Origin of the sequence: Paenibacillus lignilyticus (assembly GCF_017942085.1) — a bacterium.
Taxonomy (GTDB): domain Bacteria; phylum Bacillota; class Bacilli; order Paenibacillales; family Paenibacillaceae; genus Paenibacillus_Z; species Paenibacillus_Z lignilyticus.
Genome location: NZ_JAGKSP010000003.1, coordinates 321611 through 335186, shown reverse-complemented (window position 1 = coordinate 335186; position 13576 = coordinate 321611). Strand labels below are relative to the sequence as shown.

Sequence of the window (13576 nt, the reverse complement as noted above, 5' to 3'; positions counted from 1 at the left end):
GAGGGGAATGGCTATGCTGGCAGAGAAGGCTATACATATTAGCAATGTCACAAAGAGATACGGAACCGGAACGCTGGCGCTGCGGGAAGTGGATTTGGATATAGGCGAAGGTGAGTTTGTTTCTCTGGTTGGCCCATCCGGCTGCGGAAAATCAACACTGCTGCGCATAATGGCCGGACTGGGAGAAGCTACCGAAGGCGTTGTGTCCGTTCTCGGCCAACCTTCGCAGCAATTAATGAAAACAAGCGGTCAGCTTGGATTCGTCTTTCAAGAAGCTAACCTGATGCCATGGCGGACGGTAATAGAAAATGTTGAATTGCCATTAGAGCTGCGCGGAGTAGGTAAGAAGGAGCGACGTGAAGAGGTAGATCACGTGCTTAGACTCGTGCGGCTGGAGAACTTTCGCGATTCCTATCCCAAAGCGCTGTCAGGCGGAATGAAGATGCGGGTTTCGATTGCTCGCTCACTCGTATCCAATCCCAAAATCCTGTTCATGGACGAACCGTTCGGCGCGCTGGATGAGATGACGCGGCATCATCTGCATCAGGAGCTGCTTGAGATTTGGCGGCAATCGAAGCTTACGGTCGTATTCGTTACCCACAATGTGTTCGAGGCTGTCTATTTATCCAGCAAAGTCGTCATTATGAAGTCATACCCGGGTCAAATTGGCAGCAAGATCGATATACCTGCACCTTATCCAAGGGACGACGAGTTTCAAGCTTCAGCGACCTTCGGTCAGTTAGTGGATCAAGTATCGAAAGCTTTAAAGGGAGGCTAGAATCATGAATGATATTTTAAACTTCGAAGTTACCGCAGCGCCTGCTAAACCCGATAAAGAGCAAGCAGTTGCTGGCAAGCCCGGCAAAACCAAACAAATCATCCCCATTGCCGCACCACCGCTTATCCTCATGCTGGCGATTTTGGCGATATGGCAGCTCATTACGGTAATCTTTGATCTTCCCAGATATATTCTTCCTTCGCCGACTGCAATTGCCCAGGCAGCATCGGAGAGGGGGAGTGACCTGCTCCGCTCCGCATTTAATACTTCTTTATCCGCATTCTTCGGTTTTCTGCTCAGCATCATCATCGGGAATCTTACAGCGCTGCTCATGACGGCATCCAAATGGGTGCAGCGAAGCTTGTCCCCTTATGCCATTGTCCTTCAGACAATTCCCGTTGTAGCCGTTGCGCCGCTGATCGTGATCTGGTTTGGCACCGGCATGAATTCCATTATTATCATTTCCTTTATCGTAGCGGTATTTCCGATTATCTCGAATAGCAATCTCGGCTTAAATGCGACGGATCACAACCTCGTGAATCTCATGCGCATGTACAACGGAACCGGCTGGAAAATGATGTGGAAGCTTCGCATTCCTTATGCGATGCCCTACATATTAGGCGGGATGAAAATCTCCTGCGGCCTTGCCGTCATCGGTGCCATTATTGGCGAATTCGTTGCCGGTATCGGGGGAGCTAAAGGCGGGCTTGGCATCGCCATTACTTCGGCAGCGGTTCAGATGCAGACGCCTTATTTATTTGCTTGCGCGATAACCGCATCCTTGCTGGGCATGATCTTCTTCGCAGGCATTTCGGTTTTATCCCATTACGTCCTTAGAAATTGGCATGAATCCGCATCTCAAACAGAGAACTGACGGGTCAACGGTGGTTTCAACGATTCACCAAATACAGAAAATGGATGGGGAGATTGAGGATGAAAACGATGGAGAAAACGAAGATGATTGCAAGTACGACGATTCTGGGTGCAGTATTGACAGCTTGTGGATCAAATTCGGGATCATCTGGCGAGCCGGTCAAAATCACGCAAACCATGAGCTGGTTCGCTCAGCCGGAGATGGGCGGACACTATGCCGCGGTAGCCGGCAAGATTTACGAGGAAGCCGGTCTGGATGTAACGCTGCAACAAGGCGGACCGCAGGTGTCCAACGTGCAGCTGCTCGCATCCGGCAAAGTGCAATTCGCAATGGCCAATGCGGACGAGGTCGTGCTTGCCCGCAATGAAGGCATTCCGATCGTGACGATTTTCGCCAATCTCCAAACAAATCCGCAAAACCTCATCTTTCACAAAGACTCCGGTATTACGAAGATTGAAGATTTGAACGGCCGTAAAGTGTATACGGCAACCGGTTTTCCATTCTGGCAGTACCTCAGCTACAAATACAAATTGGATAAGGTGCAGGTTCAGAATTACACCGGTTCCCTGACGGGCTTCTCTGCGGATAAAGATTCGGTCACGCAAGGATTTGCAACCAACGAGCCGTACGTTCTTAAGGGAGAAGGCATCGATGTGGACTGGTTCCTGAACGCGGATCTGGGCTACAACCCCTACGGAAACGTCGTGATTACGACGGAAGACATGATTAAGAATCACCCCGATACCGTCAAAAAATACCTAAAAGCTACGGTAGAAGGATGGGATTATTACTACGCGCATGGCGATGAAGTGAATAAACTGATAAACGAAACCAACAAGGATTATTCCCTCGATCATTTGGAGAGCTCGCAAGAAATTACGAAGGACTTTGTTTTTGGCGGCGATGCGGAAACCCACGGACTGGGTTACATGTCGGAGGAGCGTTGGAAGACGCTTGTTGATGAGATGAAGGAAGCCGGCATGATCAAGAAGGATATTCCGATCAGCGAGCTTTATACGAATGATTTTCTTCCTGAGAAATAGAAGAATGGTGTAGCTCGGGGCTCCCTAGGGGGGCCCTTTATGCCAAACAAAGGAGGTATCGCGGTGAAAAACATCATGCCAATGTCCTACAAGAATCTGGTTGCAGCGCCGCATTACTTGGCTTCACAGGTGGGAACTCAAATCTTAGGTCGCGGCGGCAATGCCATGGATGCATCGGTCGCGGTAAGTGCAGCGCTGGGCGTTGTTTATCCTCATATGACGGGAATCGGCGGCGATGCTTTCTTCATGATCCATCACAAGGGGACCATCTCGGGGTTTAACGGCAGCGGCAGATCAGGTCATTTAGCTACCAGAGAGTACTATTTGAATAAAGGTTGTAACGCGATTCCCGGGCGAGGCGTAGAGAGCGCGATAACGGTTCCGGGGATGGCCGATGCATGGTGGGAAGTCTGGTCCCGTTATGGAAAGTTATCCTGGATGGAATTGCTTCAACCCGCGATCGAATATGCCGAAGAAGGCTTTCCGATATCGCGAGATTTGCATCACTGGATGGTAACAGATGAAGAGCTGATTCGAGCAAGCGAGCCCATGTCACGAGTGTTCTTGGAGAATGGAAAGCTGAAAAACCCGGGAGATCGGTTGGTTCAGCCGGCATTAGCGGCAAGTTTAAAGTCACTGCAGCTGGATGGACGCGACGCCTTCTATAAAGGGGCATTGATGAAGGCGATGACTGAGGCGATCGGACGGGATGGCGGGTTGCTTCGCGAAGAAGATTTCCATCGTCATCATGGGGAATGGGTGGAACCGTTAACCGTTAATTATAGGGGCTACGACGTCTTCGAGATGCCGCCTAACTCCCAAGGTTTCTCCGCGCTTATGATGCTAAACATGCTGGAAAATGCGGATATGGGGAAGATCCCTCGCCATTCGGCGGATTTCTACCATTTGGCAGTGGAGACCATCAAGCAGGTATTCACAGAGAGAGATCGTTATTTAACCGATCCCTTATTCGCAGCGGATATTCCAATGGAGAAGCTGCTGTCCAAAGCTTATGCGAAAGAATTGTTCGCGAAAATAAGCAAAATTGATGGGGCGCCAATGGATGTAAAACCACATCTATCGCCCGTGTTGGGGCAGGACACGGCATATGCGGCCATCGTGGATGCGGAAGGCAACGGGGTATCCTTTATCCAGAGCTTATATTATGATTTCGGCTCCTGCTATATGGCGGGAGATACGGGCATTATTTTCCAAAACAGAGGGTCCTATTTCTCTCTTGATGCCGATCATGTCAACACGCTCGAACCAATGAAAAGAAGCTTCCATACCTTAATGCCGGCAATGATAAGCAAGGACGGCGCGCTCTACGCACTGCTGGGGACGCAAGGCGGAGAAGGTCAACCGCAGACGCAATTATCTCTGATAACGGGCTTGCTGGATTATGGGCTTACCATTGCCGAGGCGATTGAATTGCCGCGGTGGGTATACGGCCGAACGTGGGGGATGGATAACGATGTGCTTCGCATGGAGAATCGGTGTCCGGAAACGGAAGAAGCCGCCTGTGAATTGGCGTTCCGGGGACATCAAGTGCAATTGTTCGGGAGTTGGGATCGCATAATGGGGCAAGCACAAGGGATTGTTATTGATGGGAATGGACTTCGAAGCGGCGCTGTCGATCCGCGTGGTGACGGAATGGCGATCAGCTCGTAGGAGGAAAGGAAGGATTCAAATGAGCCTATTATGGAAATTGTTTATGGCTTTCGGCTCAGCGACGATGTTGGGTTATGGCGGGGGACCATCGATCATTCCGCTGTATCAAGATCAAGTGGTTAACCGTAACGGTTGGATGGATACATCGGAATTCGGGAGCGCGCTTGCTTTCGGAAACGCGCTGCCGGGGCCGATTGCAACGAAGCTAGCCGCATATATTGGTTTTAAAGTCGCCGGCTGGGGCGGCGCAATTGTCGCGCTGAGTGCGGTAGTTCTACCTACGGCATTATTGATGGTCGTGCTCTCCGGCATATTGGTTAAGCTGGAGCATGTGCCGGTTATCAAAGGGATGATCAAAGGCGTACAGCCGGTTATTTTCACAATGATGGCACTGCTGGCTTATGACTTTGCGAAATATGCGTTTCAGCCCGGCACAAGTGCGCTTGGCTTAAGCTTTCTTCCGTTCATGATTGCGTGCATGTTCTTTATTATGGTGCAGTATTTACATTGGAATCCGGTATGGGGCATCTTAGGTTCTTTGGCTATAGGGGCATTATTTTTGCGGGGATAGCCGTTTCCGGGGAAAAGGCGGGTGTCTATGTTAGATCTACTTTTTCATAACATTGGGATTTCCACCGGCAGCGGCCGGTATGATATCGGAGTAAAAGACGGGTTAATAATACGCTTCGAGCCGGTAGGTGCAGGTGAGGAGCTGCCTCCTGCCCAAGAAACAATCGCAGGGGAAGGCAGAATTCTGCTGCCGGGATTAGTGGAGGCGCATATTCACTTAGACAAAGCGTTTCTAACCGAGAAGTCGCCGGTCGCAGCAGGAGGGCTTGCCGAGGCAATTGCCGTAACCAGAGCGTTGAAGAGCCATTATACCTACGAAGATATATCCAGTCGAGCAACTCGGGTTCTGGAGCGAAGCGCGAGATTCGGCGTGACTTCGATGCGCTGCCAAGTCGAGGTGGATCCTATCATTGGGCTTCAGGCGATGGAAGCAACCCTTGCGCTCAAAGAGAAGTGGAGGGATACAATCGATCTGCAGCTTGTCGTTTTTCCGCAGGAGGGGATCATGCAGCGGCCCGGAACCGCGGAGCTGATGGAGGAATCCCTTCGCATGGGAGCGGACGTCGTTGGGGGCATCCCCTATAACGATTGCTCGGCGAATGATCATTTAAAGATCGTGTTCGATCTGGCGGAGAAGTATGGAAAACCTGTGGATCTGCATATCGATTTCTCTGATAATCCGAACGAACTAAACATCCTGATGGTTGCGGATGAAACCATCAACCGTGGTTATCAAGGGCGAGTAGCGGCCGGACATGTGACATCGCTCGGATCCGTCGCGCGCGATCATGCGCTGCAATATGCGGAGAAACTGGCTGAGGCGGACTTGCAGATTATTTGCCTGCCGGCGACAGATCTCTATCTTGGCGGCAGGCAAGATGAACAAGCCGCGCGCCGCGGACTGACGCCGGTAAAGCTGCTGCAAGCGGCGGGCGTTAATGTGACGATGGGGACCAACAATATCCGCAATGCTTTTACGCCATATGGAACATGTGATCCGCTCGATATCGCCTTGTTATTAGCGAATACCGCGCAGTTCGGGACAACGGTCGAACTCGCCAAAATCATGGAGATGGCGACGAGCCATGCTGCGCGCGCACTCGGTTTGGCTCAATATGGGATCTCGGTTGGAGCAAACGCGGATCTTGTACTGGTACAGGCGGATCGGGCAGAAGATGTCATCATCGATCGCCCTCCACGCCTAGGCGTTTGGAAGAACGGGAAGAAGAAATCAGAGATGGTCGTCGAAGCCAGACGTTTCTAATGAGGTTAGAGATGGAGGGACGTTGATGATGTACATAGAAGAAGCGCTTAAGTTAGCTGTTGACTTAGCTGACGAGAATGAGCAATCCGGCCGTGGCGGTCGGTACGGAGCCGTACTCATGATGAACGGCATCATCATCGCAACCGGCACGAACGATGTCACCGGGATTTGTGATCCGACAGCGCATGCCGAAATTCAAGCCATACGTACCGCTTGTCTTACTCTGAGGGTAACTGAACTGAAGGATTGTGAAATGTACGCGAGCGATGAGCCTTGCCCGATGTGTATGAGCGCCATTCGGTGGAGCGGGATCAAACGAATCTATTATGCTCGGCCCTCTGAGTCCGGCTTTCAAACCGAATGGAACGAACGCGCGGTATTCACTAGTTTACACTTCATGGAATGATTGAATGACCGGCATTTGAATATTACTATGCTCTGGAACAATGAGAAGGTAGATTCTCATGATTTGCTGCAGAGCTTCCGGCAAGAGCTGCTTGAATAGTTGTAACAGCGCAAAAGAGCTCCTGAATGCATGCATTCAGGAGCTCTTTCCTTGTAAATATCTCGAACTGCGCTACGACGTCTGTATCCGCAAACGAAGGCAATTTCGAAATATCTACTTGTAATTCAATTGTATAAATCAGTTCAGCCCGGCTTTATTCAAACCAAATGCTGCGTCTGCCGAGCCCGGTACTGTTGTGAAGGCTACGTTGATTCGATTCCATGCATTGATGGTCATGACCGAGAAAGTCAGATCGGATAGCTCTTTCTCCGAGAATTGTTCGCGAACGCGGTCGTACACTTCGGCAGGTACGCCATGCTCAGGCAGCTTAGTCAGGATTTCAGTCCATGCCAGCGCTGCGCGCTCGCGCGGCGAGAACAAGGTGGATTCTCTCCAAATTGGCAGGTGATACAGACGAAGCTCTCTTTCGCCATTCATCTTCGCTTGCTTAGCGTGCATGTCCAGGCAGAAGCCGCACCCGTTGATTTGAGAAGCTCTAATATGAACGAGATCAAGAATGGTTTCTTCAATGGCGCTTTCCTTCTCGGCATTGCTCAAATTCATCAGTTGCTTGAAAAACTCCGGTGATTGCTGCATGTAATTTATACGTTGTGTCATGATCGTCTATTCCTCGCTTTACTGGTTTTGTTAGATCGGTCAAGGTTGTCTCAACCGCTCTTCAAACATAAAACGAGGCAGCCTTAAATTCTGTGACAGCCTTACGCAACCACATACATATTAAACTTCGGGCAGGAGAAGCTATGTACCAAATCAATTGAAATTACCGGCCTGTTAAAATTGCTTGTCACACTTTGCCATCGTACCTCGTTATATGTAATGGCCTTTTTCTGAGCTTTTTGAAGTTAAGCTTGATGAATGGAAGTGGTAGGATGCAGGAATTATATGAGCAGTACAGAGGACTATTGTTTAAACTCGCATATCAGCTGACCGGCTCCGTATCCGATGCAGAGGATGTTGTGCAGGACGTATTTATGAAGGCTTATGAGATTCCACCGGAGAAATTGACCCAGCCCAAAGCTTATCTTTGTAAAATGGTTACGAATCGCTGTCGGGATTTACAGAAGTCGGCTCGCAAGAAGCGAGAGCAATATTTTGGAGAATGGCTGCCGGAGCCGCTTGTCAGCGCTTATGATGATGGAATGGAATCCGTAGCTCGCGACGAGCTCTTATCTTACGCCATGATTGTCATGCTTGAACGACTAACTCCCTCGGAACGGATCGTGTTCGTATTACGCGAGGCGCTAGGTTTCGAATTTCCCGAAATTGCAGAGTTGATTGAGAAGAGCGAAGTGAATTGCCGTAAACTGCTTAGTCGCGCGAGGGCGAAGATGGGCGTGTCCTCCGAAGAGCTTGTTCAGCCGGAAGCCGCCGACGAAAAGTGGGTACATGGCTTCCTATACGCGCTCAAACAAGGGAACCTTCATGAAATCGTATCGATGCTCGATCAGAATGTTGTTCTTGTCTCCGATGGGGGAGGCAAGGTTTCTGCAGTCGTCAAACCCGTCGCGTCAAGAGAAATTGTTGCTAATTTCCTAAGCAAGCCGCTGCATAAAGCTGCTATTGGCTCGATTGTCGAAGTCACCCAATTAAATGGGCAGCCAGCGATTATTATGCGATCGGATGAAGGCATTCACACGGTAGTGATGCTGCATGTCGAAGGCGACGCCATCCGGAACTTATATGTGCTCAGAAATCCCGATAAACTCCAACATATAGCGGTATAGAACATAAAACAGGACGTATCGATTGCTAATCGGTACGTCCTGTTTTATGTTCTAATGCGCTGTCGTATGCTGCTTATCATCCAGAGCATTATGGGGATGACGAGGAATACAGCAGGGTAAAAGAAGTGAAGCAAAAATGAGTTTTTAAGCATATTGGAAAGCTCAATATGCTGAGAGCTGTAAATGACGACTGCTAGCAGGACGAAGGTCAGGATGCCCGAAATGAGCTTCCAGTTCTTGAAACCGGTCCACTCCGATAATCCGTAGCTAAGGATAAACAAGCCGATTGCTAACTTAATAAATGCGCCAAACAGCCATAGCGGGATGAAGACGGCATCAATATTTTGTACGAAATTGAGGATATGGATGAACTTTGTTAGGGAGTATACAGGAACCACTAATTGAGCAGCTAAGAAGGGACCCGTAATGGAAAGCAGCACCAACGTGGTGAGCACTCCCCAAATCATTGAAACGGCAGTGCCCAGTAAAATGGCTCGGGAGGCGGATCGTTTGTTTCTTGCGAAGAAGAACAGCATTAGGATGATCGAAGGATCAACCATGTAATTGTACGAATACAGGGTACCCATAAGAATATGCGGCCACCCAGAGTCGACATAGATCGGCAAAATTCGCTTCACATTCATATCCTGCGGATTGAGAACCAATTGAGCGAATAATGTAAAGACGAAAATGGGACCGATAATCTCCGCACATCTGCTTATTGCCGTAATCCCGCCTTTAAACACCACAAATGCAATGAGAAACAACATGCATAGCAAAATTGCGATCATTGGCGTGTTATGCAGCATAACCAAGTTTTGAAATTCCACTAAGCTTTTCGTGATTGTGGACATCTGCATGAACCAGAGTATGAAATATGGGATTACGATCAACTTACCTATCACAGTGCCTAAGAGATCTTTAAGGAAGTTAACTAACGTTTTATCTTTATGCTGTAGACATATGCGCAGAATGACCCAAGTTGCGGCCATCATGATCATGCTTCCGAGTAGAATGGATATCCAGCTATCCTGGTGCGATTCCTCCGCAGCCAAACGGATAGGAAGGTAGGAGAACATGATCATGGAGGAGATGCTGATTAACCAAAACATCTGATAACCGCTAACTTTCATCCTGTATTCTCCGCCTTTCTACCGTTATTTGAGCTGGGCTCCGGTTACGCCGGTCGACCGAAGCTGAATTGTTGCTTTGACTTTTACCTCAATGTTCTTGAAATTCGCATCCCAATCCGCCTTTTGCGTTTTCCACCAAATCGGGTGTTTACGATGCAGATACTCTCCAATACCGAACACATCAGGTCCCCATTGCTGGATTTTGTTCATCGTAAGCTGCATTTCGTTCTGGATGTATTCATTCAAGTATTTCTGGGTCGCAATCATGTTAACGGAGTCCGACATATCGAGTGATGTCGTATTTTCAAGCAAATAGGCTTGCCCTGCTACTGTGAGTACAACGTGAGTGGGGTCGTTACCGGCGTGAACGCGCCGGCTCTGATGTGTCAGCCTAAACGAGACAACGCCTTCATCCTTCTTCCACGGAATCGTAATTCCGCCATAGTTGCCTTTGCCTATCATCCAGATTGCTTGTGAGCTTTCGGTTGCATTTAGAAAGCCTTTAATCTTTAGCTGCTTATCCATGACAGCAAAGCCTGCTACAGAAGCTATCGGCTTCTTCGACTTGCTGTTATATTTAACTTCTTGGATCTGAAGAAAGGGTAAGACCGGCCGAGTTCCTTCAGACAGACTCTCGATCACGAGCTCTCTTGACGTAAAACCTTTGAGCCCGTTGATGTGCAGCTCTTTGCCGGCTGCGACGCTGGAATTATATTCCATGGGATGCTGCAGCATTAGAAAATCCTTGGCACTGCTGCCGCGAACGAGAAGGATGGTATCCCTTAAATTATTTGCAGGGTCTCTGCCCAGCTTATCAAATAACTTGCTTACCTCTTGTTTTCGAAAATACTCTTCACCGATTGCGATTAAGATGCGGTGGCTCGTCATTAATCTTCGAGATATTTTACTTTGAATCTTCTGAGTGGCATCGAATACATCTTTTCCTTTAGCGGATACGACAAGATAATTATCTTCGCTTCCGGATTCGCCGCCTTGCCCGGAGCCTTTTAATTGAGAGGGAATGACAATCTGATTACTAATTTCTATCTCCCCGTCTTCGGCATGATCAACAGCCGTACCCAAGATATATGCTAATTGATTCGGTTCGACAAAATCAGTGCAGCCGGGCAGTGACATTAGCAGCATGGAGACAATGCCTAGATACCGTATAAGCCGACTCATTGCGCAGCTCTTTTCTTTTTCTTATTTCGACCGTTTTTCATCCAGAAGGGGTATCGAATGAAGAGATCTCGAATTCGTTTGCCATCGAACGGAGCTACCGGGCTTAAATAGGGTGTTCCGAAGGATTCCAGCATGACCAAGTGGATCAAAAGGAAGATAATGCCGAAAGTTAAGCCAACGAAGCCAAGGGCGCCGGAAATAAACAGCATCATGTACCGAATGATGCGGAAAGGAAGGGTAGCGCTATATCTCGGAATGGTGTAAGCGGCGATCCCCGTTAAAGAAATGACGATGATAATCGGCGTTGAGATGATGCCGGCTTCGACGGCGGCTTGTCCGATAACCAACGCTCCGATAATGCTGACTACTGGTCCAAGTTGATTGGGAAGATGAACCCCGGCTTCCTGCAAGCCGTCGAAGATGAACATCATGATAAACACTTCGATAACCGTCGGAAAAGGCGAGGATTCTCGGGCGGTCGCAATGCCGATCATGAGATTGCTTGGAATCATCTCCGGATGGAACGTCGACAGCGAGACATAGATGGCAGGTAGAGCAAAAGAAATGAAGGTCATGATGTAGCGCACCATCCGAGTCAGGATGATGAAGACGAACCTCTCGAAGTAATCATCGGCGGATTGCAAGCCAGACCAGAACGTGCTGGGGAGAATAAGGGCAAATGGCGTTCCGTTCGTGAGAAGTGCTACCTTGCCGTCCAGTAAGCTTGCGGTCACAATGTCCGGACGTTCCGTATTCTGAATTTGCGGGAAGAGAGAGAAGGAGCTATTCTCGATCCATTCTTCGATATACGCAGAATCGATGACGCCGTTAATCTCGATCTGTCCGAGTTTGTCTCTTACTTCAGTTAATACATGTTCAGCAGCAAGGCCTTTCACATAGGTAAGGACGACTTCGGTTTGCGTGTATGTCCCGATCGTGAACGATTCCATCTTCAGCTGCGGGTGAATAATTCTGCGTCTGATTAACGAAGTATTCGTGCGGATGTTCTCTACGAAACCTTCTTTGGAACCGCGCAGCGTCGATTCCTTAAGGGGCTCTTGAATGCCTCTCATCTCGAATTCCTGCACCTGAGCAAGGAGTACGGATGCTTCGCCATCCACCATGATTGCAAGGCTGCCATGCAAAATCTGTTGAACGAGACATTCCATGGATTCTTCCGTCTTCACGTTCGCCAATGGAAGCCATTCCCGTTTGAGCATATCGGCCAAAGTCTGAATCCGTTCAATCCCTTGCGGCAACCCGCTAAAGATAAGCGGCTTCAGCACATTATTTTCTATGCTTTGCACATTAACCATGCCATCCAAATAGGCGAGTAATAGCAAGGTATCATCCTTTAATGTAAAAGGACGAAAAACAATATCCGAACAAAGGTCGAATTGTTCCCTGAGGTAAGCTTCATTTACTTCGATGCTGCTGCTAATGGTAACCATGGAAGATCCCCCAGCGGATTAAGTACACTCGGTGAATATTATAAGCAGAGCAGGCTGCAGCTATGCAGATTGTGGCAATTAGCCAGTTTACACGATTTGGAATGAATGTTACTTTAATGAATAGGAATTAGTTACTAGACATGTATGGAATAAGGGGATTATGATGCATAGCGGATTTCTTATGGACACGGAGAGCAATCGGCATTATACACTAAAGCATACCAAGCAGGCTGCGTTAAGCGCTATGCAGCACTACGAAATCGAATGGAGTTCCATTCATTTCATTCAAATTTCGGAGCATGCGACCTTCCGCGTCGATCTAGGCGATGGAGAGAAACTATTGCTGCGCATTCATCCAGCTACCAAAACTCGCAGTGAAACCGCATCAGAGCTTGAATGGTTGGCAAACTTACGGCACAAGGGGCTAATCGTACCAGTCGCCATATCGAATCACGAAGGTGAATTCATTACGAATGTGGAGAGCCGCGAGGGCTTGCGTTATTATGCAACTTTGTTGAAATGGGTCGAGGGTGAAACCATTCCTAAAGGCATGCTGACGACAGCAAACATCCATCACCTCGGGGAAATGATGGCGCGCCTTCACGAGACCAGCGCCGATTTCCGTCCGACTAGCGGTTTTGTACGACCGACTTGGGGCAGCAAGAGCTTTAAGAAGGACTGGGAACATTTGAATAGTCATTATAAGCATTTTATTTCTGAGGAAAGCATTGCAGTATATGCCCAAGCTGCTGTAAGAGTAAGCAACCATCTTGATGCACTCGAAACGCAGGAGCGGGATGATTATGGGATGATTCATGCAGACTTACATATTGGCAATATCGTTTATCATCATGGCGAACCGTTTCCCATCGATTTCGGAAGATGCGGTTTCGGTTTTCACCTTTACGACATCGCCCAATCGATTATGGGACTGCATCCGGCTCAAAGAGAGCTCTTCATCGAAGGCTATCGCAAAGTTAGACATTTGAGCGAAGCTGCGATGCCGATCTTAGAAAGTTTCTTCATCATGTCCATGATCGAAGCCTACAGCTTTCACGCGGAGAATGAGCTTGAAACCGAAGGTTTAATTGAAGAACAGCCATATGCCCAGGCTCTGTTAAGCGCATATATGAACGGAGATCCGTTTTTGTTTCAGTCTCTTGCCGTTTAGAGATCGAAATGGAATCGGACATGACATGAACCATTCAGAACCATTCAGGGACCAACGTTGATTGCGTTGGTTTTTTCATTAATCCCCCTGTAATCAAAGCATATGATTTGGAAATAAAGTTCTGTAAATTTTTAAAGAAAAAAATGATATAATCAACAAGTTATAGAATCGCGTTTTTTATTTTATATA

13 protein-coding genes are annotated in these 13576 nt (G+C 48.4%); 9 read left to right on the top strand and 4 right to left on the bottom strand.

Annotated features, from left to right (window positions below; all coding sequences use genetic code 11):
- Positions 1-13 precede the first annotated feature (13 nt).
- From I8J30_RS11100 to I8J30_RS11070, 7 genes are read left to right on the top strand one after another with little or no spacing between them, the layout of a single operon-like run.
- On the top strand, positions 14-778 hold the full coding sequence (locus I8J30_RS11100; protein ID WP_240548023.1) for an ABC transporter ATP-binding protein: 765 nt from the start codon (positions 14-16) through the stop codon (positions 776-778).
- Positions 779-782: 4 nt separating this feature from the next.
- Positions 783-1652 (top strand): ABC transporter permease, encoded by an 870-nt coding sequence (locus I8J30_RS11095; protein ID WP_210658197.1) that lies wholly within the window; start codon positions 783-785, stop codon positions 1650-1652.
- A gap of 59 nt (positions 1653-1711) precedes the next feature.
- The gene (locus tag I8J30_RS11090) at positions 1712-2695 is read left to right on the top strand and encodes an ABC transporter substrate-binding protein (protein ID WP_210658195.1); all 984 of its coding nucleotides are present in this window, start codon (positions 1712-1714) and stop codon (positions 2693-2695) included.
- A gap of 39 nt (positions 2696-2734) precedes the next feature.
- On the top strand, positions 2735-4366 hold the full coding sequence (gene ggt, locus I8J30_RS11085; RefSeq protein ID WP_210658193.1) for a gamma-glutamyltransferase: 1632 nt from the start codon (positions 2735-2737) through the stop codon (positions 4364-4366).
- Between the two features lie 19 nt (positions 4367-4385).
- Complete coding sequence (locus I8J30_RS11080) at positions 4386-4937, top strand: chromate transporter (protein ID WP_210658190.1); 552 nt, start codon at positions 4386-4388, stop codon at positions 4935-4937.
- A gap of 27 nt (positions 4938-4964) precedes the next feature.
- Entirely contained in the window at positions 4965-6200 is a 1236-nt protein-coding gene (locus I8J30_RS11075) for an amidohydrolase family protein (RefSeq protein WP_210658188.1), read from the top strand.
- Between the two features lie 25 nt (positions 6201-6225).
- A complete protein-coding gene (locus tag I8J30_RS11070) occupies positions 6226-6606 on the top strand; it encodes a nucleoside deaminase (protein ID WP_210658186.1) in 381 nt (126 codons plus the stop codon).
- A 237-nt stretch (positions 6607-6843) separates the two neighbouring features.
- On the opposite strand, the gene I8J30_RS11065 is transcribed toward I8J30_RS11070, so the two are convergent.
- A complete protein-coding gene (locus I8J30_RS11065; RefSeq protein WP_091216092.1) occupies positions 6844-7323 on the bottom strand; it encodes a carboxymuconolactone decarboxylase family protein in 480 nt (159 codons plus the stop codon).
- Positions 7324-7595: 272 nt separating this feature from the next.
- On the opposite strand from I8J30_RS11065, the gene I8J30_RS11060 reads away from it, so the two are divergent.
- Entirely contained in the window at positions 7596-8450 is an 855-nt protein-coding gene (locus I8J30_RS11060) for an RNA polymerase sigma-70 factor (protein WP_210658184.1), read from the top strand.
- A gap of 44 nt (positions 8451-8494) precedes the next feature.
- On the opposite strand, the gene I8J30_RS11055 is transcribed toward I8J30_RS11060, so the two are convergent.
- Genes I8J30_RS11055 through I8J30_RS11045 form a run of 3 tightly spaced genes read right to left on the bottom strand, consistent with a single transcriptional unit; the run spans position 8495 to position 12216 of the window.
- Positions 8495-9583, bottom strand: coding sequence for a GerAB/ArcD/ProY family transporter (locus tag I8J30_RS11055; RefSeq protein ID WP_210658182.1), 1089 nt, complete (start codon positions 9581-9583; stop codon positions 8495-8497).
- Positions 9584-9607: 24 nt separating this feature from the next.
- Entirely contained in the window at positions 9608-10765 is a 1158-nt protein-coding gene (locus I8J30_RS11050) for a Ger(x)C family spore germination protein (protein WP_210658180.1), read from the bottom strand.
- Positions 10762-12216, bottom strand: a complete 1455-nt coding sequence (locus I8J30_RS11045) for a spore germination protein (protein ID WP_210658178.1) — start codon at positions 12214-12216, stop codon at positions 10762-10764. The genes I8J30_RS11050 and I8J30_RS11045 overlap by 4 nt, the downstream gene beginning before the upstream one ends.
- Positions 12217-12376: 160 nt before the next feature.
- Between I8J30_RS11045 and I8J30_RS11040 the strand changes: the two genes are divergently transcribed.
- A complete protein-coding gene (locus I8J30_RS11040; RefSeq protein ID WP_210658176.1) occupies positions 12377-13387 on the top strand; it encodes a phosphotransferase enzyme family protein in 1011 nt (336 codons plus the stop codon).
- Positions 13388-13576: the final 189 nt, after the last annotated feature.

Bases quoted from the DNA above. Each gene is read 5' to 3' on its own strand.
- I8J30_RS11080 (WP_210658190.1), top strand. From the start codon at position 4,386: ATGAGCCTATTATGGAAATTGTTTATGGCTTTCGGCTCAGCGACGATG.
- I8J30_RS11045 (WP_210658178.1), bottom strand. From the start codon at position 12,216: ATGGTTACCATTAGCAGCAGCATCGAAGTAAATGAAGCTTACCTCAGG.
- I8J30_RS11095 (WP_210658197.1), top strand. From the start codon at position 783: ATGAATGATATTTTAAACTTCGAAGTTACCGCAGCGCCTGCTAAACCC.
- I8J30_RS11050 (WP_210658180.1), bottom strand. From the start codon at position 10,765: ATGAGTCGGCTTATACGGTATCTAGGCATTGTCTCCATGCTGCTAATG.
- I8J30_RS11075 (WP_210658188.1), top strand. From the start codon at position 4,965: ATGTTAGATCTACTTTTTCATAACATTGGGATTTCCACCGGCAGCGGC.
- I8J30_RS11065 (WP_091216092.1), bottom strand. From the start codon at position 7,323: ATGACACAACGTATAAATTACATGCAGCAATCACCGGAGTTTTTCAAG.
- I8J30_RS11055 (WP_210658182.1), bottom strand. From the start codon at position 9,583: ATGAAAGTTAGCGGTTATCAGATGTTTTGGTTAATCAGCATCTCCTCC.
- I8J30_RS11070 (WP_210658186.1), top strand. From the start codon at position 6,226: ATGATGTACATAGAAGAAGCGCTTAAGTTAGCTGTTGACTTAGCTGAC.
- I8J30_RS11060 (WP_210658184.1), top strand. From the start codon at position 7,596: ATGCAGGAATTATATGAGCAGTACAGAGGACTATTGTTTAAACTCGCA.
- I8J30_RS11090 (WP_210658195.1), top strand. From the start codon at position 1,712: ATGAAAACGATGGAGAAAACGAAGATGATTGCAAGTACGACGATTCTG.
- ggt (WP_210658193.1), top strand. From the start codon at position 2,735: ATGCCAAACAAAGGAGGTATCGCGGTGAAAAACATCATGCCAATGTCC.
- I8J30_RS11040 (WP_210658176.1), top strand. From the start codon at position 12,377: ATGATGCATAGCGGATTTCTTATGGACACGGAGAGCAATCGGCATTAT.
- I8J30_RS11100 (WP_240548023.1), top strand. From the start codon at position 14: ATGCTGGCAGAGAAGGCTATACATATTAGCAATGTCACAAAGAGATAC.